Origin of the sequence: Sphingobacterium sp. UBA2610 (assembly GCF_002339225.1) — a bacterium.
Classification (GTDB): Bacteria; Bacteroidota; Bacteroidia; order Sphingobacteriales; family Sphingobacteriaceae; genus Sphingobacterium; species Sphingobacterium multivorum.
Genome location: NZ_DDKA01000023.1, coordinates 278,058 through 303,979 on the forward strand (window position 1 = coordinate 278,058; position 25,922 = coordinate 303,979).

Here is a 25,922-nt window from a genome sequence, read left to right on the forward strand (position 1 = left end):
GATGTATTTTAAATTCGTTAAACACCTGTTAATATTAGTCTAAATTTACGTCTATTTTAACACCAAGATCTTTGCTGCTTGCCTTTAAAACATGATCTACCCAAACACATAACATAGACTGTTTTCCAGGTTTGTTTTGATCCCAGTCTTCTTTCCAGACAATGTCTATTGTTTTCCCGTGATAGGCTAAGTTTCCGAGGTAAAAATAATCCATTTTGCCAGCAGGTATCAGCGGCTGAACCTGAAAGCTGTTGTAATGGGATGCCTTAAATCCAATGAGATCTGCTATGATCATGTCTGGATAGGTTGAATGAAAATAATCATTCTGCCCGCCAAATTGCTGACCATCACTTGGTATATACCATTCACCGATATTTGGGTGGGCATAACCGTGGAGCCGTGTAAGCTTCATAATTTGTTCGTACAGGGTCTCTTTGTCCTGCGCAGTGATTTGATTTTTATAATTTCTTAAATAGTTGCTGTATGCTTTATAGACGACTGAGTTTTGAAAAGGCCATCCTCTGCCGTTCCAGGCATAAGCCTGCTCATTATAATAGGGATGTTGTCTTTCGGCCGTGGTCATTCCTTTATGGTTATTGAAACCTTTTTCGGAAGTAAACATCGCCCAAGCTACCTCATACTTTTTATTATCCTCACGCGGTATCATATTGAAATACCACGGGGTATAACCAATGGATTCCCGCACCCGCGCTTCGTAATCCCGTACACCATAGGCATTGTCTCCGGCTGTCAAGGTATAAAAAAAACCATCATCTGCATTCCAAAGTGTCCTGAGAAATTTCCGCTGTATTTCCTGGCTTCTGAATTTATAGTAATCTGCTTTCGCCTTATTCTTAATCGAAGGATGATGTTGCTCTTCCTGTCTATAGAGATTGTACAATGCGTTGGTATTCCCAAAGGAATAGCTTCCAACGGATGGGCGCACCAGATAAAAATCAGGATAACCTTTGGTAAAGGCCAATGGAAAGTCTTTCGCCGCAGTCGTATTTGCAGCCTTTTCTGTCGTCCCCCAACCTAAATAAAGATCCCTCCATGTACTATCGGTATAAATAGCATAGGGCCCTTTACTCTCAATCAAGCCAAGCACCGCCGAAAGGCTGAATTCCATACCATCGTACAGATCCAGAATTTTGTACATGCCGTTGGTCTTCGCATCGGGATTTTTCACAGTGAATAGGCTATCCAAAAGGTGCTGATGGTTCTCCATTGCGGGAAGCATCTTTTGCGTCCAGGCCTGATCGGGATGAATTTTTAAAAATGATTCAATACCATCGACCATCCAGCTGGAAAAATGAACACTTTCGGGCCTGCTCAAATGGGTCAAAAAATTACCGTTTTCCCGTTGATTTAATTTGGAAGCTGATCCAAGCATAAAATATTCGGCATAAGATCGAAGGTATTTTGGATCACGAAGCCAACGTACATCGTAAAACTGATGCGCTGTTGGGCAGGTAATCGCTCCACTCAAGGATCCCCAGGCGGGATACCCGAAAAATTCTGTTATAACCCAATATTTCTTTGAATCATGTGGATCGTAATAATCCCGAAGGTGCTTGCTGATCATCCACCAACGATAATTATACACGCGATTTAGGGTATCATTGGAACTCTCAAAATACGGAATATTATTGACCAAAAAGTCTTTGTTGTTGGATTCGTCAAAAGCTCCGTCCGATTTTGGCCGGTGCTCGAAAGCATTAAACTCCTTTATATTATCTGTTAGATTATTTTTCGCCACTTCCTTTAAACGATCAAGTTCAAGCTGATATATCGACTCCTGCTTCCCAGAAAATCCCCGGTTACTCGAACAGGAAAAAAGAGCACCTAGAACCAAAAAGGCTGTGCTGCTTAAAACAATAGAATTTAAAAAAACGGAACGATGTTGTCTTTTCATATGGTTGTATGGAATAGAACTGGAACAAAGACCTAATCAACAGAATTTTTATGACAATTAAGCATGGTGGAACAAATCGACGTAAAATTGATACAATGTATGATATTGCAACAACCGTATTTATATAAAACTCAAATATTCCCATTTTCACATAAAAAAGTATCTTTTTCATATTCTTTCTACTGCTGTTCTAAGCTACATTTGTTCCATAAGTAAACTTGACTCAAGAGAAGTAATTGCCGAAATGAATGGAGATGCCTATCTCATCATTTTAAATTTCTGAATTGATTCGATAAGAATACTGTAAAAAGAATCCTACAATACTACACTGAAAAACATTTTGTGGAACGACGCTGTCGTTCCACATTTTTAATTTATTAAACCGGTCTTTACCCCACCTTCTACGGCAGCCACTTTAACTTGCTCGCCGGCTTTTTCATGCTTAGTCTCCGGTAGGTCCTTCCGTTGTCATTTTAATTTTATGGATTGTACCATCTGGACGGTAATTTAGGGTGTCTATGCATATCGAACGGCTAAAACTGCCTCCATCTGGATTAATTCCCCCATTATGGTAAATGAAATACCATTGGTTTTTAAAAGGGACAATTGCTTGATGGTTCGTATTGCTGTTGCCTGCTATTTCATTCAGAATTCCTTTATAGATATAGGGACCTTCGATCTTATCGGCCATGGCATAAGCGATCTTCTCCGGAAATTCCGTGGCATAACTCAAATAGTATTTTCCATTGCGCTTGTGAACCCATGGTGCTTCCGTAAAAGCTAGTCCTTCAAAATTCACCTGTTTTATTTCGCCATCAATCTCAACCATATTTTCTTTGAGCTTTGCATAGTAACACTCGCGGTTGCCCCAGAAAATCCAGGCTTGACCATCATCATCAATAAAAACAGCTGGATCGATACAGGCCCAGGAATGGGAAGAAGCAAAACAGTCTTTGTTGGTCAATAAGGGTTTTCCCAATGCATCGCTAAAGGGACCTTCGGGTCTGTCTGCTACAGCGACACCTATTCCGGACCAATTGGAACTGATGTACCAGTAATATTTTCCATTACGTTCGGTAACATGTCCCGCAAATGCATCGCCGCTTTTTGCCCAGGTAAAATCACTTATGCGCAAAGACACGGGATATTCCGTCCAATTTTTTAAATCCGTTGTAGAATAAACGATCCAGTCTTTCATCTTATAGCCTTTCTGACCTCCTGCAAAGTCATGACCTGCATACAACCAAAGTGTATCCCCCTTAACTAATGCTGCCGGATCGGCCGTAAAATGATGCTTAATAATCGGATTTCCCTTTGCGGTAAAATGATACCGGTCATCCGCAGCCACAGGAGCTAGCAATTCACCAGGTGCACCGCCCCATTTATTGTTCAGAAGACGAGACTCTTCCTTGCTGATTGAAATCACACTTCCATGTCGCGGATTAAAATTCTTATGAAAAGGTTCAGGTTTTGAAGAGAAATTAAAGAGATCATCTGTGCGCTGAAATTCGTATCTTCCATTCGCATACAAATCGTACATCAAGATATAATCGTTTGTTCCATTCAACTTAAAAAGGCTAGATCCTTCGACAACAACAGACGTGTCTGCGTAGGCATCGAGATACCGAAAGTCTTCTCTCCATGGTCCTTTTAAGGATTTACTTGTCGCCTGCTGAATTCCATTTTTTACTTCTTTTCCGGCACCATCTTTTGTATTACCCTTAAAGAAAAAATGATATAGCCCATCTTTATAGACAATGTCGCCATCAATACCGCCAAATTTTGGACTGAACAATAAAGTAGGTTCCTTTTCAAAGCCACTAAAATCTTTATTCGCATAGGCCCCGTAAAAATCAAGTTTATCATTCTCATGCGATTTCACCGTAAAATACACCAGGTATTTTTTTTCAGCCGGATCGTAGATCGTCTGTGGTGCCCATACCCATTTTACGTTCTTAAATTTTTTAGGGTATAACTTTGCCAGGTCAACAGTATTGTGTTTCCAGTCCGTCAGATTATCAGATCGCATCAAAATAATACCCGGATTACTTCCCCACCCATTCTTTATCGTAAACATATCAGTTGCGACCATATAAAATGACTTTTTGTCCTCTCCCCTAAGGATGTGCGGATCACGAATCCCTCCCGTTTGGGATATATCCGCCGATGACAAAATAGGTTTATTGTTATTTAATGCAACCCAGTTTTGCGCATCCTGACTGACTGCAAATCGCAATTGCTCTTGTGTATTTTTATCCCCCGAACCTTCAAAATATGCAAAAAGATAACCCGCCGCCTTATCTGCATTGTATATTTTTTGCGCTATGACATTGGTAAAACTCATTAATGCAATACTCAATACCCCTATTTGTTTTAGTTTCATGTTTGATCAATTTTTAGGTTTTTCTAAATGCTCATTTGCCAAGTAAACCTTCTTTATTACACCTTAACAATGGATTATTTAATGCACAAATTCCAAATTATCTTGATCGAAGGGATATTCAACACAAATTTAAATTTGCTCAAAAACACTTTTCCACGAAGCTGTAGAAGAATACGATACGAGGTTTACTTTTATTAATGTCAAATATACATTTATTATTTAAATAGGCGATATTTTTATGGTAAGTACCGTTTAAAACGGGACATTTTCCAGAGGTAAAAGTCTTGAATCCAAGATTGCTGCAGTACGATGCCCTATAATCTTCATATACGCTGGATTTTGTTCAAATGAAAAAAAATCGGACACACTTCGCTGTTTGATCAGCAGACAAATATCCCACTGCTCCTGATCGGGGCCTATCAGAAACTGGTCACCATGCCCAACAAAAAGTAGCTCACCGCCGCTTTCTTCCACAAAAGGTTTGGCTAGCTTTATATAATTCATGAAAGCATCGTATCCCGAAATTTCTTTGATTGGCGCAATCTCCGGAAAATTAGTATAGTCCGCGATTTTCCTCAACTGAATTAAATTGAGATTGACAATGGGGCCTTGGATATTTTTCAATGCCAGATTCCTTCCGGCTTCATAACTCGGATACAAATACGTCTTTCTTGCCATATCAATAGATACTTGTTGTTTCACTCACTTTACTCTTCAACTCAGTTGCAGCATGATGTACGACTCTTTTATAATCAATGATTTTGTCGTTTTCAAATGGAATAATAACTGCATTTTCAAACAGGAAATTTCCCTCGCCCAATTGGTTCCAATCCGCCTGTAAATTTTTATTGTCAAATTGCCCCATGTTTAACATAAATCTGATTCTGTTGGAAAGAGCCGTTAAATTCAGGCTATCTGCGATATATGTTTTATTTTCGGCCCTATTGTAAATTGTTAACACTCCCATCAATGGTTTACTGTCCAAGAATTCGGCTTTCAATTGCTTTTTATCTATTTTGTTCATGTGTTTTTAAATTAAAATTATAAATCTCCGCCCAATGACTTCAATTGCGCAGCAAAAATAAGGAGATCTGTTACGGCCATTCCGTCCAATAGCTTATTGGCGATGTGCTCAGCTGTAACAGTCGCCTCCTTTAAAATTCGATCACCAGCCGCCGTAAGCTTCACATAACTGACCCGGGCATCTCTATCATTGTGCTCTTTTACAACAAGCCCCATCTTTTCCATGGGGGAAATAATCCGTGTAATTCCTGAGGCTGTTAAACCGGTACTTTCAGCCAGATCAATTCGCCGTAGCCGGTTACCGGGAACCTGGCTTAAAATATGTAGGATCATAAAGTCTGTCAGACTTAGTCCATGCAAGCTCAACCCATCAAACTTTTTGGTGATGACAGATTGAACTTTTACAATGTTCAGAATCGTATTAATCGCGTTCATAATATTATTGTTCTTGTTATTTGCATAATACTTGAGTAGTCAAGTATTATGCAAATATAACAGTTTTATTTAAATGGCCGAATAGAATAAAAGATTCTGCCAACAGCGCGCACGACAGCGCAATAAATCTATTTTCCTTACGAGAGAAGTTGGTTGGTATAAAACTACACTTAGGTGTAGCCTTGATTGACATAATCTATAATATTTTTGGACAAATTCTAATCGACAGGGGGCTAAAGCCAACGATTTTCAGAACATGGAAAGGAAAGAATCCTCAAATATTAACAAATTTATTACCTATAGCATAGTATAAATATGACAAATTGCAAAAACTGTGGGACAGATATAACGCTGAATTTCTGTCCGAAATGCGGACAGCCAGCGGTCCTTAAAAGAATTGATGCGCATTATATCGTCCACGAGATTGAGCATGTCCTTCATTTCGAGCGCGGCATCTTGTACACGATTCGTGAACTCATTACTACACCCGGAAAAAATGTAAAAAAATATATTGCCGAGAACAGGAGTCGCCTGGTAAAACCCATTATTTTTATCATCATCACCTCGCTGATATACTCTGTAGTAAGCCATTTTTTTCATGTAAACGACAAATATGTGAGCTATTACGAATCCCAACATTCTACTACGGGTTCGATATACCTCTGGATCCAGGATCACTATGGTTACGCCAATATCATGATAGGATTGTTTATCGCTTTTTGGGCGAAACTATTTTTTAATAAATACGGTTTTAATTTTTTTGAAATTGTTATCCTGCTGTGTTTTATTTTGGGAATCACGATGTTGATCTATACTATTTTTGCATTAGTTGAAGGTGTAACACATACAGGTGTTATGGTACAGGCTAGCATCGTCGCTATGGTATATAGCGTTTGGGCTATTGGACAATTTTTCGACCCCTACAAAATACCCAGTTATTTAAAAGCGCTCGCTGTTTATATTTTAGGTTATCTGTCATTTACTGTTGTCGTCGTTATTATTGGTCTATCGATAGACTTAATTTTAATGAAAAGATAGGTTATCCTCCTTTTTCCGTCCTTGTGAAACCTTTTAAAATAACATGATGGGTAAGTTTGCGCTGTAAACTTACCCATCCTATTACTCGTTGCCTGTTACAGATTATTTCTCAGATATCCCTGAAAATTATCTTGAAACTGAAGGCCGGACCCCAGTCTATATTTACTTAATTTATTGTTGAGGGTAAGTCCCCATAAAACGAATTCAGTCAGAAAATGGAGATCTTCGGGTTTCGTTTCCGGTTGGTATTGCTGAATTAAAGCATGGATAGGCTTCACTTGATCCAAAACCTGCCCGTACGCCAAATCGTTGAGTTCATCAGATAATTCGATTCCTTCTGATTCCGAAAACCAACGAACAATATCATCGTAGGGATAACGCTCGTTTTCTCTTTCCAGTTTCTCAATTTTTGGGAATAAAATCGGGAAAAGGCTTTTAATCGCGTTTTCTATCAGCTGCACTGCAACGACACCCGCTCCTTCTTGCTCGCCTTCATAAACGAGCTCAACTTTGCCGGTTATCGCAGGCACAATACCCATAAAATCACTCAGCCGTACTGCTGTTGCTTGTTCCCCACTTCGGAGCATGCGTAATTCAGCGGTACTTAATAAGTTTTGAAATGCTGTAATGCTCATACGCGCACTCACGCCGCTCTTTCCATCAACATATTCACTATTTCGTGCTTCAAAGCTTATCTGCTCAATCAATTCCCTAGCCAGCTCCGGGACATATATCTGCTCCTTCTGGGCCACTTCCAAGTTCGCCTCCTGCGCAGTAATTGCCTTTGCTATCTCAACCGATGCGGGGTAATGTGTAAGTATCTGCGATCCAATGCGATCTTTCAGCGGCGTCACAATACTTCCTCTATTGGTATAATCCTCCGGATTCGCTGTGAATATAAATTGTACATCTAACGGCAAGCGTAACTTAAAACCGCGGATCTGAATATCTCCCTCCTGTAATATATTGAAGAGGGCTACCTGGATTCTAGCTTGAAGATCAGGTAGCTCATTAATGACAAATATAGAACGGTTTGCCCGAGGAATCATACCAAAATGAATCACCCGATCGTCTGCATAGCTCAGTTTTAAATTTGCGGCTTTGATGGGATCTACATCACCGATCAAATCAGCTACTGTCACATCAGGCGTAGCCAGTTTCTCCACAAAACGATCACCTCTACCAAGCCATCTTATCGGTGTATCGTCGCCTTTCTCCTTCAGCAACTCTATCGCATAACGCGATATGGGGTCAAACGGATCATCATTAATCTCTGAACCTTGAACCACAGGCACATATTCATCCAATAAGTTGACCATGAGCCTAGCGAGACGTGTTTTCGCCTGACCGCGAAGGCCCAAGAAATTAATGTTGTGTTTGGAAAGTATTGCTCTTTCAAGTTCTGGAATTACGGTATCTTCATAACCATGTACCCCATTGAACACGGTTTCACCCGTCTTTATTTTTGTAATCAGATTCTGACGCAATTCTTCTTTTATTGTTTTAGGTTTATAACCCGAAGTTTTTAATGCACCAAATGTTGTAATCTTCGTGTAATCCATATATTCTTATCGTATTCTTTTTTTTCGATTTTCTTCGTAATCCTCAAAGATCATTTCACCTAGATCCCCAAGTCCCGTGTAATAAGCCTTCCCTTGATTTGAAGCTGTAAACTCGTCGACAAATTGCTGTAGATAAGGATCCGAAGCAATCATAAAGGTTGTAATTGGTATTCCCAACTTTCGAGCCTGCGCAGCCATACTATAGCATTTGCTGGTGATAAAAGGATCCAAACCCATAGGATTCTTATAGTAAGTGCCGTCCGGCATATTTAAACAGCTCGGTTTCCCGTCGGTTATCATAAAAATTTGCTTATTCGCATGCCGTTTTCGCCTTAGCAAGTCCATCGCTAGCTTTAAGCCCGCGACGGTATTGGTATGAAATGGTCCAACTTGCAAATAAGGAAGGTCTTTTATCGCGATAGGCCATGCATCGTTTCCGAAAACAATGACGTCAAGTGAGTCTTTCGGGTAACGAGTCAAAATAAGTTCTGATAAAGCCATCGCCACTTTTTTTGCAGGAGTGATCCGATCCTCGCCGTATAAAATCATACTGTGGCTGATATCGATCATCAACACTGTACTCATCTGTGACTTAAACTGTGTATCTTCTACGACGAGATCATTTTCGGATAAGACAAACTCACCTATCCCATGATTGATCTGTGCGTTTTTCAAGCTCTCTGTCAAAACTATTTTCTCCAGGCTATCTCCGTACTGATAGTTTCTGAAATCGCCCATATTTTCGTCACTCCGTCCCTGGTGATTGGTTTTATGATTGCCTGATTTCCCTTTCCTCATTTTCCCAAATATCTGGTCCAAGGCATGCTGACGCAAAGCTTTCTCCAGCTTTGAGGTAATATCTACGCCACCTTCACCACCAAACTCCACTTTTTCCCTGATATAACCTTTATTCTTCAGATCCGCAATGAAATCGTCTATCGTATAGGCTGGCGTCGTCAGTTTGAACTCTTTATCCAATTGCCTAAGCCAGTCAATGGCTTCATCAAAATCACCAGAGGTATGGGTAATCAGTTCTTTGAAAATGTCAAATAATTTATCAAAAGGCGTTTGAAACGGCTCTTCATATTGTTTGAAAAGAAAACCTTTCCTTCGTTTCGTGCTTTTCATGCATTCCTCTTATTAGTATGAAGAAGCTATCCAACTCCTGTATCGGATGCTTCATAGTATGAATTTACGAAATAATAATTTTTGTGAGCACCGTATGTCCATTTAACTTCAAAAACTGGCTATAGTATGACGCATAAAAAATAATGTACACTATAATTAATAGCAGTCTTGTTTACTTAGCCCGATTTTTTGGGTGATAGCATAAAGCGCTATTGGGAAAGCGTAAAAAGCCACAGAGAATTGGTATTCTCTGCGACTTCTTGATTTGGTTATTCCACAAATAGGATAGAATTACCTGAATAAGTACCAGCTTAATAAAGCAGTTCCAAAGTCGGTTTATTGGCGGCAGCTTCCCTACTACTAAAAGACATATCATTTGTAGAAGAGGTCGCAGCTGTATTTAAAAATAGAAAGGATGCTTTACGATCAGTGCCGGTCAGCAATCTGTTAATGGCCGAAGTGACGTCGATGGTCTGTAAACCTATCCCAGAAATAGGAATTTTACCGACAAGTACAGTATCCATTGGTGCATTGTTCCAATTAATGCTATTTTCCAACCAAGATGTCGTGGAGGTTGTATAAATATTAATAGTACGTTGTGGTGCTGTATTCACTCCTGCAACATACATTTTTAATTTTGCCGAACTCACTTTAGGTTTAGTAATCATCGAAATATCAAATTTAGTATATGCTTTACGTGCGTAAGATGTAGCGTCGGATTTGATGACAAGGTCAGTTGTAGTTCCATAATTTGTACTTGCATAGGTACCGTTGCGGACATAGGCATCGGCAAGAGAGCTTCCGGCATTGGCTACAACAGCATGCTGAAACGCTCCAACGTCTGGATTACCCAATGGCAGCACGTTTCCAGCGAAGTCCTCGCCCCCATTGTTACTTATAAATAAACCAGCATTAAGGGCGGCCGAACTGGAACCGACATCATAACCTTTTGCAGCGTCAAGGCCGTTTCCACCGATTGGATTGACAAATACCGGATCTTCATAGAAATTGTTGTTCCGTACGGTAGTTCCCCAGTTCAATGACGTAAATGTACTCGACGGGAATAAACAATTATTGTTAAACTTCAGTCCGTTATCGGCTTGGGTAGACAAACTACTAATGGTCGAGGTCGTGTAAAAAATATTATTTGAAAATGTTGCATAAGGCTTTCCTGAACTTACGCCATTCATGACGTTAAACAGGCTGGCGGTTGGATTTTTGATATAGAATACATTATTATAAATCTCACGGGAATCGTATGTCGTTTTTTCGATCAAAAAGAGCTTTTTTAACCGTGTTGTACCGATATCGTTAACAGAAACGTTATAGCGAACTTTAATATTCTTAGACTGGTTCATAAAAAGCATAAATCCGCCGTTGTTATCATGCGAATAATTGTATTCGAAAATATCTCCATCGGTTACTGAATTGGTATCGTAGCCATCGGCATCGAACGCGACTCCATCGTTAGCGCCCCCGCCTGTCATACCGTAAACTTCATTATAAGCCACCAGCGTATTCAAGCTACCAATTGTCCAAATACCCGCATAGTTTTCAGAGCCTGTGTTCATACATGCCTTATAGACCGTATTGTGTGTGATTTTACTTCCTCCCGTCACGCCGGACATAACGATTCCGTCGCCGTAGATATATTCAATCAAATTGTTATCAATAATAATATCTTTTGATCTTGCTGCCATAGCCCTATCGCCAGTGGTCCTTATCCCTTCAACGGAACAATTGGCTACGTGGCAACTTTGTACCAAAGCACCGTATATTTTACCGTCTAAGATAATCCCGCCAGAGCTTTTGTTATAATTGGTCTGTCCATCGATCGCACCATTGACGTCGTGAACATAACAATTTCTAACGGAGACATTGCTAATTGCTGTTCCTGCAGAACTGCCTCCAACCACGCGGATCCCCGTAGCAGCATAACTTGTTCCGCTTGGGATTGTATTTGTCAGTTCGAGGTTATTTACCTCAAAATAAGACACCCTATTGAGGTATAGTGCATTTGATCCGTTTCTCTTTCCACCACCGTTGATAATCGGACGAACATCGCCGCCATATTTATCTATAATAATAGGAGCTTCAGCCGTTCCCGAATTTTTCATATGCAACGTGTCATTCCATACGCCACCACTCTTGAACAAAATACGATCACCAGGGCCAAAAACCGAGGTATTAATTTTGGCCAGCGTTCTCCATGCTGCAGTTGTGCTCGTTCCTGTGCTATCATCGTTTCCGCTGGGATCTATATAGTAAGTATTACCTATACTTGCTAGATTTACCTTCGCTTTTGTTTTTAGTGATGTCGGAGAATCTAGTTGAACAGACTTTTGGCAGCTCAATAGCCCAATGATTCCAATAGAAATCACCATCATAAATTTTCTCATAATGCTGTTTTTAGTTTATAAATGTTATAATTCTTGCAGACGTATTCCTTATTCCAACGAATACGAATTGTATAATTTGATTAATAACATTAAATTATAAATAACTTGCCAACCACAGGGGGTAAAATCTGAAATAAAGAGGGGTAAAATTTTAAAGGCAGGTCAACATGTAACCAAGATAAATCAATGCATCTTTTTATGCTGACCTACATCGATATAGAAGAAAATTTGATACTTTTAGCTAATAACTACAGCCCTTAAGAACAATACGATATTATGGAAATAGATCAGTATATCAATACACTTTCGGAAACGGAGCAAGAGGTCATCCGTCAATTCCGGAAAGCGATAACAGAAAATGACAATACCGTCTCTGAGAGCTTCGGAAAATTCATGTCAAACCCTAATGCAATTAGCTTTAATGAACAGGGCGTATTTAAATACGGGCTAACAGTCGCAAAGAATTACATTTCGTTCCATTCCTTGGTTATCTATACTAACCCCGAATTGATGGAAGAACTAAAATTAAAATTACCCACGGCCAAATTTCAAAAAGGTTGTATTAATTTCAAAACATTGGATGAATTTCCCGCATCCGTATTGGCAGAACATATTGAGGCTTCATCCAAAATAGATTTTAGCCCCATGATAAATCGTTATTTGAAAAAGAAATAAGTACCTGGTCAATTCCCAGCATTCTATTTATTCACTTTTACGCGCAACAATAGCATAGACCATCGGAATTTTATTTCCCAAATGGGCTATTCTGAATTTTTTAGGATCTAGTTCTGTCATGTTTTTAAAAATGGGATAAGGTGAATAGTCAAATTCGTTCAGGTCTTGAATGTTTAGCCCATGATGAAGTAAAGCTCCAACGACCTCACTCATACTATGATTCCAGGTAACATAGGACTGCGAAATAGCTGCATCTTTATCGGCATAGGTTCCCTGCTCGGTTTCAACAATTGGAGCAACATTAAAATAATTATAGCCAATTTTGTCAAAATTATCATCGAACATCCAAACAACTGGATGAAACTCGACAAAAACAAACTTCCCTTTCGGTTTCAAGAAACGTGAAATTATTTTCCCCCATTTATCTAAATCCGGTAACCAAGTAATCGTTCCATAGCTGGTAAAGACCAGATCAAATTGTCCGTCAAGATGATTCTCAAGCTCATACAAATCACAACAGATAAACTGTACATCTGCATTCGTTTCTTTCGCAATTTCTCGGGCACTTTCAATCGCCTTGTCGGATAGATCAACACCAGTAACTTTGGCACCAAGTCTACTCAAAGAAATTGTATCCTGTCCGAAATGACATTGTAGGTGTAATATTTTTTTTCCGCTGATATCACCCAATAAGGCCAATTCGATTGAATTTAGCGAAGTCTCCCCTTTTAAAAATCCTGCTAGATTGTAAAAGTCTGATTTTAGATGTGTATCTGTTCTATTATTCCACGAGTGTTTGTTTATTGCGATGTAATTTTCTTCTGGATTCAAATCGTTCATTTGGTTTTTTATTAAACGGTTAATTACCGACTAAAGTACGCTAAAAACTGAATGCTATCGGATTCATCTTTTCCCCAATTTAAAAATAAGTGTTTTAAGAAATTAAGCTCGGTAAAAATTATCATAAAGGTTCTCTATATTTAAATCGATTATCCAATACATCCAAGTTTAAAAAGATGATGTATGAATAACACCTATTTACATGAAGAATAAATGACGATAAAAATATATAGACCAAAGAGCTTACTTCTAAAAAAATATATTGAATGCTTCTATGTACTTGAGAAAACTCACGAAGAAAAAGCGACGGCATATTTTACGTTTCCGAGCATTTACACCATAGTGACGATAAGTGAGCAGACCAAAACTAAGGTAAGCCCAAATGAGGTCATTACGAAGCATTGTCCGTCCAATTCGATAGAAACAAACCTTGTATGCAATTTTAATGAACCTGTTTTAGTGAGTTATGAGGGAAAAATAAATGAAATTACCACTTACTTCAAACCTCTTGGGATAAATGCTTTTATACCCAATGATTTAAGCTATTATAACAGCGGAACATTTCCCGATTTTAATCCGCACTTGGATTATAAAAACGCGATGGCATCTATCCTTTCCATTGATAAACAAGACAAGCGAATCAGGGCCTTAGAAGAGTATTGGATATCAAAATTTTGGCTATTTGAAAATGCATTGCTCGAAAACATAATCACCGAAATGCTAGATACAAGTAACCTCAATCAATCGATGTCAGAACTTTCGCTAAAAACAGGAAAATCGAGAACAACCATAAATAAGCAATTCGATCAACATATCTGTAAAACACCTTCCCAATTCAAAAAAATCATTAGATTTCGAGCTGCGATTCAAAGTCACCTCGAAGATGGCAACAAAATAGGTCTGTCTTATAACCTGGATTATTTCGATCAGTCCCACATGATCAGAGATTTTAAAAAATTAACAGGGTTTACACCAAAAATTTTCTTTTCCAAAATAGCTGATCTTGAACGGGACCAAATAAAATGGATTTTTATTTAGCAGGTTTACAAAAATACAATCACACTATTTTATTAAACAGTAACATTGCTCCATAATTATTTATACCATACGCTATGAAGCTTTTAATGTTACTTATGTTTTGTCCAATTTTTCTTGTGGCACAAGAAAAAACATCAGCCAAACTTGCCACCTATATGCAGGCACAAGCCGATGTAAATAATTTTAGTGGAACAGTTCTTGTCACGAAAAACGGTGCGATTTTATTAAAAAAAGCCTACGGTTTAGCAGATTATGAATGGAGGATCAAAAATACGATCGATACGAAGTTTCAGTTGGCATCGGTCACAAAACAATTTACCGCGGCTGCTATTTTACAGCTCGTAGACAGCGGAAGATTATCGCTAAACGATAAACTCAGTAAGATTTTCCCCGATTATCCAAAAGCCGATAGTATAAGTATCCACATGTTGCTGTCACACACCTCAGGACTTGCTATGGGTTTCAAAGAAATCGCATTAAGTAGTATAAGTAGCGATTCTGCTTATGCCGCCATCAAGAAAATTCCTTTCGAATGCTCACCGGGAACCAAAAGCGCCTATAGTAATATCGGTTATTATTTGTTAGCAAAGATTATTGAAAAGGTCTCAGGTGAGCATTACGCTTCTTTCTTAAAGAAAAACATATTTGATAAAGCTGGCATGAGTAACACCGGAGTCAGTAATAATGATTCCATCGTCACGAAAAAAGCAAAAGTATATTACCCTAATGCAGAAGGTTTTATCCATAATCCCCATATCAACTGGGAGATCAACCTGGGCCACGATGGCATTTATTCAACCGTTGAAAATTTAGCCATTTGGGACAAAGCACTCTATGGAACAACAATTCTATCGGCAGCGATGAAAGAAAAAATGTTTACACCATATAGCGCTGAAAATTGGGGCTATGGATTTATCATCAATCCATTTTACAATCACGGACATTATTTGATTGCACATGATGGCGGATTCTTTGGTACAATGACTTCTTTTAATCGATTTACTGAGGACAAACTCTTTGTCACTGTCCTTTCCAACAACGGCTCCCCCGCCCATATCATCGGGTATGGACTGTCTGCGATTGCGCTGGGTAAAGAAGTAGAGCTTCCCTATAAACATTATCCCACCAAAATAGATACGACGCTGTACGATAACTATGCAGGTGAATATGGGAAAATACATATATTAAAAATTACAGGCAAACTCTACTATAACGATGCGGATACTGAACTCATTCCCGAGTCTAAAACAAAATTTTTCAGGGCAGACGACAACGACAGAACAATCGAGTTTGTTAGAGACAAAACAGGAATTTACAATTCCCTTATTTTAACAAAAGGTGGCGTTAAGGAAGTTTCCCCAAGGACCAATAAAAATTAATGAACCCATATGCATGCTTTTAGCATCAAATGTGTAATCGACTCTTTGAAACCTTAAAGAAAAAAATTAAATTACGCCCTTATCAGTCCAGTGTTAAATAGTATACAAACTATCCTAAATTATAACATCGTGCAACAGACAGATCAAAATCCGGAGAAAGCTAAAAAGAGTCCTTTATTAAAGTCTTTTTTCGGATGCCTAGTGTTTATGGCAGCCTATCTCATCAGTTTTTTTATTTTTGATGCAGGCAACAATGTGAAGCTGAATTATATTATTTTTTCGCCGCTTGCATTTATACTGAGCTGGGTATTTTGCTATTTCTATCTGCTGTTAAAAGATACCAGTACTTTGAAATATTATCTACTGGGATGTATGCTGATAGCCGGTACAATTATATATACAAATGGTATTTTTGATATCGATATTAGGATTCAAAACTTCTTTCACTCGTCGACACTCCCGAAAAAATACGGGCAATATCTCGATATCAATAACACCAAAAATAGATTTGGACGACATGAAATCATTCTTTTCAAGGCGAGTAGTAATCCTATTGATCAGTTTTTGACAAAGAACAACGAATTAATCATCCATAGTTTGAGCAAGGCTAAAAACGCTAACGATGCAGAACCAACCATCCATATGTTTTATAAATTGGACAAAAACGGCAAGCAGATCGATCAATATTCTTACACACAGGATGAAGATAAGGATACAGAGATTCTTTTCGAGGGCTATCTGATTAACATAGGAAAACATTACTTTCGTAGCTGGCCATTAGATGGTGATACCACAAAAAACAGCATTGAAATACGCAATGCCGATCTCAACTGGACTGCGGATCAACAACGCCAACAACTAGATGATATCGATCGTAAAGCACAGTATTTTCTTTCTGAGCGAATCTATGATTTCGAACACAGCAATTCGAAAAGCTACTCAAAAAAAACGTATTTCATGGACGGTAAATGGCATATATTCTGTGAAAATATATCGGATGATGGTAATTTAAATCTGCAAACTGTGTCTAGAGGGCGTACAGTAAATGACCTTTTCGGACACTGGGACAAGAATGAATGGGTCACGAATCATTCCCCCGCCAATATTCAATCGGTTTATTACCAAAAAATCAGGCGTATTCGCAATCGACAGGATTTGAACAGCAGAAAATATGAGCAAGGCGATCGTTGGCAAGGTTGCCTTTTCTCACACCTTGTTGTCGAAAACGACACCTTAAAATTTAAAGATCATTTATATCTTGATGAGGAGTGGCATTGGTCTCAGATTGAAATCAATGGTAAGAATATTGGAGCGCTGACTTTTGAGGATACGGAACAATTTCATAACTATGGTTACTACTCAAATGCGGCTTTAAATTACCAGCTTTTCACCAGTCGACGCAATAGGCTTTATTTGATTAAAAGAATAGATCCTTAGCTTCATCCAGATAAATTAGGAAAAATAATAAGCAGACGAAATGCGGACTTGCTTTTTGCTATCCAAAATAATGACTATATTACATGAAATGAATTTTTGTAGAAATACATCCAATTTGATAGCCATTGGATCCTAGTGAAAATAAAATTCTGATATAGAAGGAAATAAAGCATATGAACAAAAGATATTTTTTCTACTTCATCCTCATTATCACCTTGTTCGCCTCGTGTGGTCTTATTCATAACCTTCCTGATTCGGCATCTCCCAATACTGGTGTAGATCCCAATTTATGGTATTCATTTGTGGATCAGAATGGAAATTTCTACCCCGATAATTGGAAGAAAAGTTATGGCATCCCCTCGAATAAAGCTGCTAGAGACCCTTATTCACTGATGAAGATTGCCACCGACAGAGGCGACCGCGAACAGTTACTTGCTTTTGAACGCGGTAACATGCTGCGTCTGTCAAAACGCATTGCACCAAAAAAACGTGTGTTCATTTTAGTTCATGGCTTTAATGCCGATGAAGAATCCGTTGTAAAACAATATAAATATATTGCCGATCATATCGTTACAAATCCCAAAACCGACGAAATTATTCGCTTTTATTGGGATGGTTTACGATCAACCTCTCCGTTTCGATCTGCAAAAAACTGGTTTTCCGCAGCCTCCTTTAGCCAGATGGCCGGTGAATTTGGATTGAGACGTATACTGAATAATATGGCCGATAAAGATGTCTTCATTATCTCTCACAGTCGTGGAGCATCTGTGGTGATGAGTGCTATTTCGAATCCGGAATACAACAGTTCTTTTTCCGCTCAGGCCAAAGACATTCATAAGGTCGATATCGAGCGGGCAAAACCTTTATTGGAAAACAAAAACAGGATTACCTGTATTATGTTGGCGCCAGCCATAGGGCTTTCCGAATTTCAGTATACCGATACAACAACTAACACCAAAAAATTTGTGGAACTGAGCTCCCAGGTTAAGAAAATACATATCACCATAAATGGTACGGATAAGATGTTGAAGAAGTTTTTTGGATTCTTATCGAATAAACTTAATCCAACAGATCTGGGATATAAAGAGGAAAGTTTTAACGCACTTAAGAAAAATTATACCATCTTTTCGATGACTGATTTCACAGGAATGTCAAGCCATGACTTTAGTCGTTATATCCGAGATCCCAAATTCAAACAGATGCTTCGGGAGGAATCCATCCAAGTACAATAAGATGGTCGCTCGTCTAATTAAGTCAATAGGCTATGAATCGAAACTATTCGCTCAAAACGGCCATGGTTACTTACGGAAACAGGCAAGCGCCTCTTCCCATCCCTCAGAACGAGGCTTGGGACTCCGAGAGAATCTTTAATAATTCCATCTCTTTTGATTTCAACAATATCGTCCAAATGAACTAATTCGCCAGCTGCTATGGTATGTATAAAATCAGGGGAAACGATGGTCTTCGTATAATACCTTTTTCCTTCGCAGATGACTTCTCCCCTCGCCTTGCAAGAAGATCGTTTATGAACTGAACACCGCAATTTCAAAGGGATGTACTTTCTGATTCCTGTCTGTCTATTCCATATTTTATAAGCAGCCTCTTTCATGCTCCATAAGAGCCAAACAACAATTTCGGGGTCTGGACTGTTCACAATCAACAGTTGTTCCTGCTCATCAAATAGTTTTGAAACAAAGCCCCTACGCCTCCAATTACTCTCTTTTCTGGACTGAACCAGATCGATAATGTCATTACCAATCATTTTTCTTGTAACTTGCTTTCGATTATTTCGACTGCGGCTCCTATATTAAGCATACGCTCCATGTCAGAATTTTCAATAACGATCCCAAATTGATCTTCGATATCCAGTACAATATCGACCAAATTGGCTGAATTAATTTGTAGATCACGCATAAAATCAGTCTCTTCAGTAAGCTTTGCGAAAGCTTCTTCGTTTGTTGTGTAGGGTGCTATAATTGGTTTTAAAGCACCGATCAATTCTTCTCTCTTCATAAATTTAGTTATCAAATTTTTTAAATATTAAACAGGCATTTACATCTCCAAACCCGAAACTTGCCTTGGCTATAATTTGGGGTTTGACATCAATTTGATGTATTGATACTCTTGATGGATCTATCAGTGCTGCGATCTCGGGATGTAAATCAGTACAATTACTGTTTCCGAATAAAAATCCATGAAATAACTGCAAAACTGTGGCCACACATTCTATGCTACCTGCCGCGCTGAGACAATGCCCAGTCATTCCTTTTAGCGAATTTATCCATGGAAAATCTTTCCCTTTACGCCCAAGTGCCTCGGTCCAGTTTTCTATTTCAAAAGCATCTTTGGCTGTTGCCGTTAGATGACCGTTTATAGCATCGACATCCCATTTGGAGACTCCCGAATTGTTTAGGGCCTCTTGAATGCAACGGCGTACAGCATCAGCGTTTGGAGCTGTCATACTGCCTGTTCCCCGTTGTCCTCCAGAGTTTACTTGGCCGCCCAATAACTCGCCATATATAACGGCATTGCGTGCTAAGGCACTTTCCAAATCTTCCAGTAATAGGGCTCCAGCCCCACTACCCGGGACGAACCCTGCGGCTGTTGCACTCATTGGGCGCGACCCTTCCGCAGGGCGGTCATTATATTGCGAACTACAGACACGTAGTGCATCAAAACCGCCCCAAATATAAGGCCCACTATCTCCAGTACTGCCTGCCAGCATGCGTTTTGCTCTTCCGGACCGAATCCGGTCATATGCCATTAGAATTGCTTCAGTCCCAGTAGCACAGGCCGAGGAATTGGTGGTCACCTGATTTCCGAGGCCTAGTTTCCCACCTAAATATGCACTGACACCACTGTTCATTGTTTGCGCCACAACAGTACTTCCTAGTCTGCGGGTTTGTAGCTCATCAATTTTATAAATACTCTCGCGAAACTTATCAATACCTGATGTACCTGAACCAAAGACTGTTCCGCTATCCCAATCGGGGGCCGAATTTACGACAATAGGAAGACCTGCATTTGTCCAGGCCTCCATTCCAGCAATGACTCCGTACAAGATGCCTGTACTATTAAAACCTCTAAGCTCAAGTTCAGTGAAATATTGCCTTTTAAGATCATCTGATATTTGCGGCATTCCAGCAATCTGGCAGGAAAACTGTAGTTTTTCCAGCTGTTCATTATGTCTAATACCCGAAACGCCATCTTTGATGGCCTGAGTAAAGGCAGGCACCCCCACTCCATTGGGCGCAACGACTCCTAGTCCAGTAATCACAACTCTCTTCATAACTCCTCCGTCATCATGCCTGCCAATATCCCTTTACAAACTTCCTGTCCGGCTTCATTCTTCATCGTAACGGCACACTTTAGTTTGCCAAACCTAAAATATATTTTTTTTGAAAACACGGTGACTTTCTCCTTTGGATATACTGGTTTTAAAAACTGTATTTCAGTAGAAGTCAACGCAATAGACGAGCCTTGCATTAAGTCTTTATTGAGCAGAAAGATTCCCAAACAGGCCAGACCTATTTGAGCCATCGTTTCGATCAGAATAACTCCCGGGGTAATCGCTCTATCATAAAAATGGCCGCGATAAAAGTCCAGATCTTCATCAAAAGTATAGGTACCTGCAACACCTTCGTCATCGACATGAATCAACTCATCGACAAATAAAAATGGGGCCCTGTAGGGCAATTTCGCTAGTATAGCATTCAATTCCATTGTTCAAAATGAGTAAGTTACCACTGTAATAAAACCCGCTGTGCTGAAAATCCCGGACCGAAACTCAGCATCAGCCCCAATTCACCGGCTTGAGGCTTACGTTTCATAATACGTTCAAGGACGTAGAGTACCGTAGCGCTCGACATATTACCATAGTCCGCTAGTATAGCCTTAGTATCTTCAATATCTTTATCAAATTCAGCAAAAATCTCCTCGATTGTGGCTACGATCTTTTTCCCGCCCGGATGAAAAATCATGTAATTAATATCTTTAATTTCCAGCTGGTTCTTTTTCAGGAATGGATGTATAACTGCATCAAAATGGGACGCAATCACATTGGGCACATCCACATCCAGTACCATCTGCATACCAGTGTTGGTCAATTTAAACCCCATAATGTCCTCCGCATCATAAAAATGATACATCTCCTGATCAAGAATTACAGGTCCGCAATCTTCCTCACAGGATGAAAGCAGACAGCAAGCTGCACCATCGCCGAAAATGGCGGCACTGACCATATTCGACATCGAGAAATCTTCCAGCTGAAAAGTCGCTGTTGGCGCTTCGACGGCAATAACCGCAGCACGTTTACCTGGGTTTGCCTGAAGAAAATTTTTAGCATAAATAATACCTGAAACACCGGCAACGCAACCCATTTCAGTAACTGGTAACCGCACAATATCCTGTCGGAGTTTCATCCTATTAATAAGATACGCGTCTAGAGAGGGGATCATAATTCCAGTGCAACTGACTGTAATGATATAATCCAGAGACTGGGGATCCCAGCCCGTTTGTTCAAGGGCCTGACGAAGTGCTTGCTCCCCTAGGGCTATCGCCTCCCGGCAATACACATTGTTTTTTTCTTCAAAAGATGTCGCCGTGAAGACTTCGATCGGATCCATAATCGCATAGCGCCTGTCCACGGCGGCACCTTCGAAAAGTTTCTTGATTTTCTTAATAAAACGAGGTTCCTGTCCATGAAGCCAAATATCCAATAGCGGAAGAATATCAACGGTAGTACAAGAGTATTTAGGGAGTTGCTTGGCAACATTTATTATTTTAACATTCATATATTGAAAATTATCCACTGGTAACGAAAGGCCCATTTCCATTGGATGGTGTAATGTTCTAACCGTAATCTCTTTGCGAATTGTACAAGCTCAATCTTTTTAAACCCGCGCAGTATGGAAACAAGCCCATCCACTTTTGTCATTCTATTTAACCTAAAAACAACAGCAATAGTTTGAAAAAGCCGGTAAGCCATTTTACTCCTTTGTAAATCGTTTATGACGACCCCCAATTTTGATACGTTGACCAGGCTATCTAGCAGACGAAAAATCGCTTCATCGTCGAAATGATGTAAAGTAAGCGTACACAGAACAATGTCATACTTGACATCTTCAAAATTCGCTTCAAAGATATCTGCACACAAATAGGATATATTGGTATAATCTTTCGACAGATCCCTTGCACAATTTATTGTATACGGATTAGCATCAATCCCGAGCAATGAAAGCTTAATATGATGTCTATTGCCATAATCGCTTAACATGCGAAGCATGTCCCCATTACCACAACCGATATCCACAATGGTTATTGTTTCATTCTTGTAGCCGGTTGAAAGCAATGTTTTCACACCATTCAACGTAATGCTATTTCCGCCTAGAAAACGATTAATCTTTGCAATTCGATCCAGCGTGACGCGAAGTTCGTCGCCCTCCAGCCGAAAATCGTCCATGATCTCATTCTGCGATGTTCTATATCTTGTGTCTATCCCCATTTTATTGAGCTTGCATTTCCATGAGTTTGTTTTATCATCCAACTTAAGATTTTTGGAAAAAATATCGTAGCCTTCATTAGAACCGCGGCACCTATTTTATAACGCAGTACACCCGACAGAAGTCGTCCGAATAAGAGCCGTCTTTTAAAGGTTCGATTCCATTGATTCATATAGGACTGTTCCAATTGCTGGCGCGAATCGATATGACCATGGAAATAGTCCACAATAAGCTCGGAAGCCATTTTTGCACTATGTATCGCCATCGCCATCCCATTTCCACAGAATGGATGAATAAGACCGGCCGTATCACCAATCATAAGCATATGGTTTTCTACCGCTGATTTCTGATCAAATGAAAATTGACTTATTGCAAGCGGCTTGTCAAAAAGTAGTCTACTCTTTTCAAAAAAACACTGAAGATGCCTATTTTTAGACAACACATACTTTTGATAATCACCTATATTTTTATACCTCTTGAACGTTTTTACATCGGCCAGATAACATAAATTTATCTGGTCATCTTCGACCTTAGAAATACCACAATAACCGCCTTCAAAATGATGCAAGGCAATAAGGTCATTCGGAAAATCGCCCGAATAGTGTGCTTTAACAGCCATCCACGGAGAGGTTTTTGTTATAAAATCGCGGGATAAGAGCTGATCCACATTGCTGCGTTTTCCATATGCGCCCAGTACAATTTTTGATCTTAATACCTGATCTTGAAATGAAACAGCAAATGTATCATTGCTAAAGGATACGCCTGTGACGGTCGCAATAACAATTGTACAACCCGCCCCTTTTGCTCGCTGATATAACAGATCATCCAACGCGTAACGACTGATGCCAATTCCACCCAAGGGTAACCTGACCCTATTCATCTGCCCACCTTCTGTCGTGAATTCAAGCTCCCGAATATGTGTTGGACAGAGCGATTCGACATCCACTTGTAGCCAATGCAGATAGGGCAAGACTTCGTTCGAAACATATTCGCCGCAAACCTTATGACGAGGAAAATCATGTTTTTCGATTAACGTCACGTTGAATCCTTGTTTAGACAGATGCAATGCACTTGTAAGTCCAGCCAAGCCGCCACCTATAATAATCACATCAGGGGGTATTACCATATATCCAAGTTTGTTCTATATGAGTTTCATCTACAAAAAATCAACGTTACAAATCATGCTTCGGTCTCCTACATTGGTTGCCCCCGCTATTCAACAGACGATTCTTAATACATCTGTTCGCGACCTAGGATTTTCCTGCACAGGACAATATCATCCATCCGCTTTTATAAAAAGTCTCTCTGATAACAGCCCTTAGCGATAAATGGTTTTTATTTGACCGTAAATAAAGAAGGCAACTATCTGGATTTATATTCACGGTCGACAAACATTTTATCCAGAAAAAGATACCTGTTCCGAAATTCTTCAGCAGAAGCTTTCACCTCGGTATTCAAATTCAAGATATTCATTCGCTGATCTTTTGCTGTTGTTTTCGGCCAGGCTGGAAGTCCTTTTCCATTTGGATCACCCGTCTTGATAAAATTAACAAAGTACTGCTGACCAAGTTTCGAAACCTTGTAATCATCTTCTGTCCAGGCAAAAACATCATTACTCTGCAGATTTCCCAATAAATATTCGATATCACTGGCATGGAAAGCTCCCGGTAGGGGCTGTGGGCTTTTTTCCTTGTTTTCTTGTGTAGATTTCTTGCTAATTCCTCCGGCAAGCCCGGTTTGTGCATCACGATATGCCGGTTGCATGGGTGGCCGCGGTTTACCGAATATATAAACGAAGACTGGGTTACCGCTATTCTTTCGTTGCAGGTCAAGCCATTTCCAAGTACTATACGCAATAAAATTATCGCTAGCTAATGCAGTTGCCGATTCAATGACTTCTGCCTCGGTCTTCCCTGGATACTCCTTGAGCACTTCTTCAGCTTTAACACCAAACTGTGCTCTTACCAACTTCTCATAATTCTCCGGAGATGGGTAAGATTTACCCATGTAAGCCATATACGGAGCTTCCGTGGAAGTCCAACCGGCAAGCAAGGGAACCTTAGATTGCTCCCCGGCTTCAAAAATAGCCAATGGAGATCGCGGCAAAAAATAGCCATCAACAATCAAACGGGTAGTGAAGGCTCCTGGCTCGCTGGCTTTATCTAGAAGTTCGGCCGCAGGAATTTCACGCAGTTGATCAAGACCTGTTGCATTTACCCGCGATGCAAATGCAACACCCTGTTGTTCCTGCTCAGTAATAGAGGCTGTACCATACCGTAAGTTAAAGACACTTCCGCTCTGACCGATAGCACGCGTAAACAACCCCTTGGATAGCGGACTAGTCATTTGAGCGGAAACAGACATACTTCCTGCCGACTCGCCACCGATGGTGACCGCATCGGGATCACCGCCGAATGCAGCTATATTTTTTTTGACCCAAACCAAAGCTGCATGCTGATCCAGCAGTCCATAATTTCCTGAAGCATGTTTCGGTGATTCCTCCGTTAATGCTGGATGCGCGAAGAAACCAAAGATACCAAGACGATAGTTGACAGTAACGACAATAAGACCTTCTTTGGCAAAACTTTCACCATCATAACGATTTTCAGATCCATCACCAGCATTGAAACCCCCGCCGTAAAAATAAACTAAAACAGGAAGTTTGCCTGAATGAAGACTCTTTGGACGCCATACATTCAGGTATAGACAGTCTTCACTGATCCCCGGCGACCGAAATCGCATATCCCCATAGATCGGTTTCTGCATCGGAGAATAACCAAAATGATCTGCTTTACGGATACCAGACCAGTGTTCAGCAGCTTGCGGTTCTTTCCATCTTAGATCGCCTACTGGGGGTTTTGCAAAGGGGATCCCTCGGAAGGACTCGACCCCGCTTGACAAGATAATCCCTTCTAGCACCCCCTCTTCAACCTTTACCTGTGGCATTTGGGCGAAAACAAACGATGCAACCAAAAGCCCAACAACTGTAAAAAAAATCTTTTTCATCATAACATTCATTTATAACTCCATGGTATTATTCTTAAAGTTAAAATACAAAATAAAATCTATACCGTCGTGATAATCTGACATTTCAGCGCAAAGACTTAAAGTAAACTTAACCAATAGACAAATACCTGCAGCAGCCGGATGCTTGCTTGCTTGCTTGCTT

The 25,922-nt window shown here is 39.8% G+C and carries 23 protein-coding genes; 6 read left to right on the forward strand and 17 right to left on the reverse strand.

Annotated elements, in window-relative coordinates:
* Window positions 1-34: 34 nt before the first annotated feature.
* From B4Z47_RS17135 to B4Z47_RS17155, 5 genes are all read right to left on the reverse strand, one after another.
* Entirely contained in the window at window positions 35-1,915 is a 1,881-nt protein-coding gene (locus B4Z47_RS17135) for an MGH1-like glycoside hydrolase domain-containing protein (RefSeq protein WP_115048120.1), read from the reverse strand.
* Window positions 1,916-2,357: 442 nt separating this feature from the next.
* Entirely contained in the window at window positions 2,358-4,298 is a 1,941-nt protein-coding gene (locus B4Z47_RS17140; RefSeq protein ID WP_115048118.1) for a family 43 glycosylhydrolase, read from the reverse strand.
* A 252-nt stretch (window positions 4,299-4,550) separates the two neighbouring features.
* On the reverse strand, window positions 4,551-4,976 hold the full coding sequence (locus B4Z47_RS17145; RefSeq protein ID WP_070568634.1) for a DUF1330 domain-containing protein: 426 nt from the start codon (window positions 4,974-4,976) through the stop codon (window positions 4,551-4,553).
* Window position 4,977: 1 nt separating this feature from the next.
* Window positions 4,978-5,322 (reverse strand): GIY-YIG nuclease family protein, encoded by a 345-nt coding sequence (locus B4Z47_RS17150; protein ID WP_115048116.1) that lies wholly within the window; start codon window positions 5,320-5,322, stop codon window positions 4,978-4,980.
* A gap of 17 nt (window positions 5,323-5,339) precedes the next feature.
* A complete protein-coding gene (locus B4Z47_RS17155) occupies window positions 5,340-5,756 on the reverse strand; it encodes a MarR family winged helix-turn-helix transcriptional regulator (protein WP_115048114.1) in 417 nt (138 codons plus the stop codon).
* A 315-nt stretch (window positions 5,757-6,071) separates the two neighbouring features.
* Here B4Z47_RS17155 and B4Z47_RS17160 point away from each other — a divergent pair, with 315 nt between their 5' ends.
* Window positions 6,072-6,794, forward strand: a complete 723-nt coding sequence (locus tag B4Z47_RS17160) for a DUF3667 domain-containing protein (protein ID WP_115048112.1) — start codon at window positions 6,072-6,074, stop codon at window positions 6,792-6,794.
* Window positions 6,795-6,889: 95 nt separating this feature from the next.
* On the opposite strand, the gene B4Z47_RS17165 is transcribed toward B4Z47_RS17160, so the two are convergent.
* The 3 genes from B4Z47_RS17165 to B4Z47_RS17175 all read right to left on the reverse strand — a co-directional run bounded on the left by B4Z47_RS17165 (window position 6,890) and on the right by B4Z47_RS17175 (window position 11,883).
* Window positions 6,890-8,356 carry a sigma 54-interacting transcriptional regulator gene (locus B4Z47_RS17165; RefSeq protein ID WP_115048110.1) on the reverse strand — a complete coding sequence of 489 codons (1,467 nt, stop codon included), beginning with the start codon at window positions 8,354-8,356 and terminating at the stop codon, window positions 6,890-6,892.
* 6 nt (window positions 8,357-8,362) lie between these two features.
* A complete protein-coding gene (locus B4Z47_RS17170) occupies window positions 8,363-9,484 on the reverse strand; it encodes a vWA domain-containing protein (RefSeq protein WP_115048109.1) in 1,122 nt (373 codons plus the stop codon).
* A 311-nt stretch (window positions 9,485-9,795) separates the two neighbouring features.
* Window positions 9,796-11,883 (reverse strand): DUF7594 domain-containing protein, encoded by a 2,088-nt coding sequence (locus B4Z47_RS17175; protein WP_115048107.1) that lies wholly within the window; start codon window positions 11,881-11,883, stop codon window positions 9,796-9,798.
* A 276-nt stretch (window positions 11,884-12,159) separates the two neighbouring features.
* On the opposite strand from B4Z47_RS17175, the gene B4Z47_RS17180 reads away from it, so the two are divergent.
* Complete coding sequence (locus B4Z47_RS17180; RefSeq protein WP_115048105.1) at window positions 12,160-12,558, forward strand: DUF1801 domain-containing protein; 399 nt, start codon at window positions 12,160-12,162, stop codon at window positions 12,556-12,558.
* Window positions 12,559-12,585: 27 nt separating this feature from the next.
* On the opposite strand, the gene B4Z47_RS17185 is transcribed toward B4Z47_RS17180, so the two are convergent.
* Window positions 12,586-13,398 (reverse strand): class I SAM-dependent methyltransferase, encoded by an 813-nt coding sequence (locus B4Z47_RS17185; RefSeq protein WP_236560168.1) that lies wholly within the window; start codon window positions 13,396-13,398, stop codon window positions 12,586-12,588.
* A gap of 213 nt (window positions 13,399-13,611) precedes the next feature.
* Between B4Z47_RS17185 and B4Z47_RS17190 the strand changes: the two genes are divergently transcribed.
* From B4Z47_RS17190 to B4Z47_RS17205, 4 genes are all read left to right on the forward strand, one after another.
* Entirely contained in the window at window positions 13,612-14,436 is an 825-nt protein-coding gene (locus B4Z47_RS17190) for a helix-turn-helix domain-containing protein (RefSeq protein WP_070568657.1), read from the forward strand.
* 116 nt (window positions 14,437-14,552) lie between these two features.
* Window positions 14,553-15,815, forward strand: a complete 1,263-nt coding sequence (locus tag B4Z47_RS17195; RefSeq protein ID WP_201639365.1) for a serine hydrolase domain-containing protein — start codon at window positions 14,553-14,555, stop codon at window positions 15,813-15,815.
* A 129-nt stretch (window positions 15,816-15,944) separates the two neighbouring features.
* Window positions 15,945-17,252, forward strand: coding sequence for a hypothetical protein (locus tag B4Z47_RS17200; protein WP_147282021.1), 1,308 nt, complete (start codon window positions 15,945-15,947; stop codon window positions 17,250-17,252).
* Between the two features lie 173 nt (window positions 17,253-17,425).
* The gene (locus B4Z47_RS17205) at window positions 17,426-18,484 is read left to right on the forward strand and encodes an alpha/beta hydrolase (RefSeq protein ID WP_070568666.1); all 1,059 of its coding nucleotides are present in this window, start codon (window positions 17,426-17,428) and stop codon (window positions 18,482-18,484) included.
* Between the two features lie 17 nt (window positions 18,485-18,501).
* Here the strand turns inward: B4Z47_RS17205 and B4Z47_RS17210 are convergent, their stop codons facing one another.
* From B4Z47_RS17210 to B4Z47_RS17245, 8 genes are all read right to left on the reverse strand, one after another.
* Window positions 18,502-19,014 carry a 4'-phosphopantetheinyl transferase family protein gene (locus B4Z47_RS17210; protein WP_115048101.1) on the reverse strand — a complete coding sequence of 171 codons (513 nt, stop codon included), beginning with the start codon at window positions 19,012-19,014 and terminating at the stop codon, window positions 18,502-18,504.
* Window positions 19,011-19,265 (reverse strand): acyl carrier protein, encoded by a 255-nt coding sequence (locus B4Z47_RS17215; RefSeq protein WP_070568672.1) that lies wholly within the window; start codon window positions 19,263-19,265, stop codon window positions 19,011-19,013. The genes B4Z47_RS17210 and B4Z47_RS17215 overlap by 4 nt, the downstream gene beginning before the upstream one ends.
* A gap of 4 nt (window positions 19,266-19,269) precedes the next feature.
* Window positions 19,270-20,541 (reverse strand): beta-ketoacyl-[acyl-carrier-protein] synthase family protein, encoded by a 1,272-nt coding sequence (locus B4Z47_RS17220; RefSeq protein ID WP_070568675.1) that lies wholly within the window; start codon window positions 20,539-20,541, stop codon window positions 19,270-19,272.
* The gene (locus B4Z47_RS17225) at window positions 20,538-20,975 is read right to left on the reverse strand and encodes a 3-hydroxyacyl-ACP dehydratase FabZ family protein (protein ID WP_070568678.1); all 438 of its coding nucleotides are present in this window, start codon (window positions 20,973-20,975) and stop codon (window positions 20,538-20,540) included. Before B4Z47_RS17225 ends, B4Z47_RS17220 begins: the two co-directional genes overlap by 4 nt.
* Window positions 20,976-20,992: 17 nt before the next feature.
* On the reverse strand, window positions 20,993-22,045 hold the full coding sequence (locus tag B4Z47_RS17230) for a type III polyketide synthase (RefSeq protein ID WP_070568681.1): 1,053 nt from the start codon (window positions 22,043-22,045) through the stop codon (window positions 20,993-20,995).
* Window positions 22,042-22,755 carry a methyltransferase domain-containing protein gene (locus B4Z47_RS17235; RefSeq protein ID WP_159332896.1) on the reverse strand — a complete coding sequence of 238 codons (714 nt, stop codon included), beginning with the start codon at window positions 22,753-22,755 and terminating at the stop codon, window positions 22,042-22,044. The genes B4Z47_RS17230 and B4Z47_RS17235 overlap by 4 nt, the downstream gene beginning before the upstream one ends.
* On the reverse strand, window positions 22,746-23,879 hold the full coding sequence (locus tag B4Z47_RS17240; RefSeq protein WP_070568688.1) for an NAD(P)/FAD-dependent oxidoreductase: 1,134 nt from the start codon (window positions 23,877-23,879) through the stop codon (window positions 22,746-22,748). Before B4Z47_RS17240 ends, B4Z47_RS17235 begins: the two co-directional genes overlap by 10 nt.
* Window positions 23,880-24,115: 236 nt before the next feature.
* Window positions 24,116-25,762: a carboxylesterase/lipase family protein gene (locus B4Z47_RS17245; protein WP_236560167.1), complete on the reverse strand. Its 1,647-nt coding sequence runs from the start codon at window positions 25,760-25,762 to the stop codon at window positions 24,116-24,118.
* Window positions 25,763-25,922: the final 160 nt, after the last annotated feature.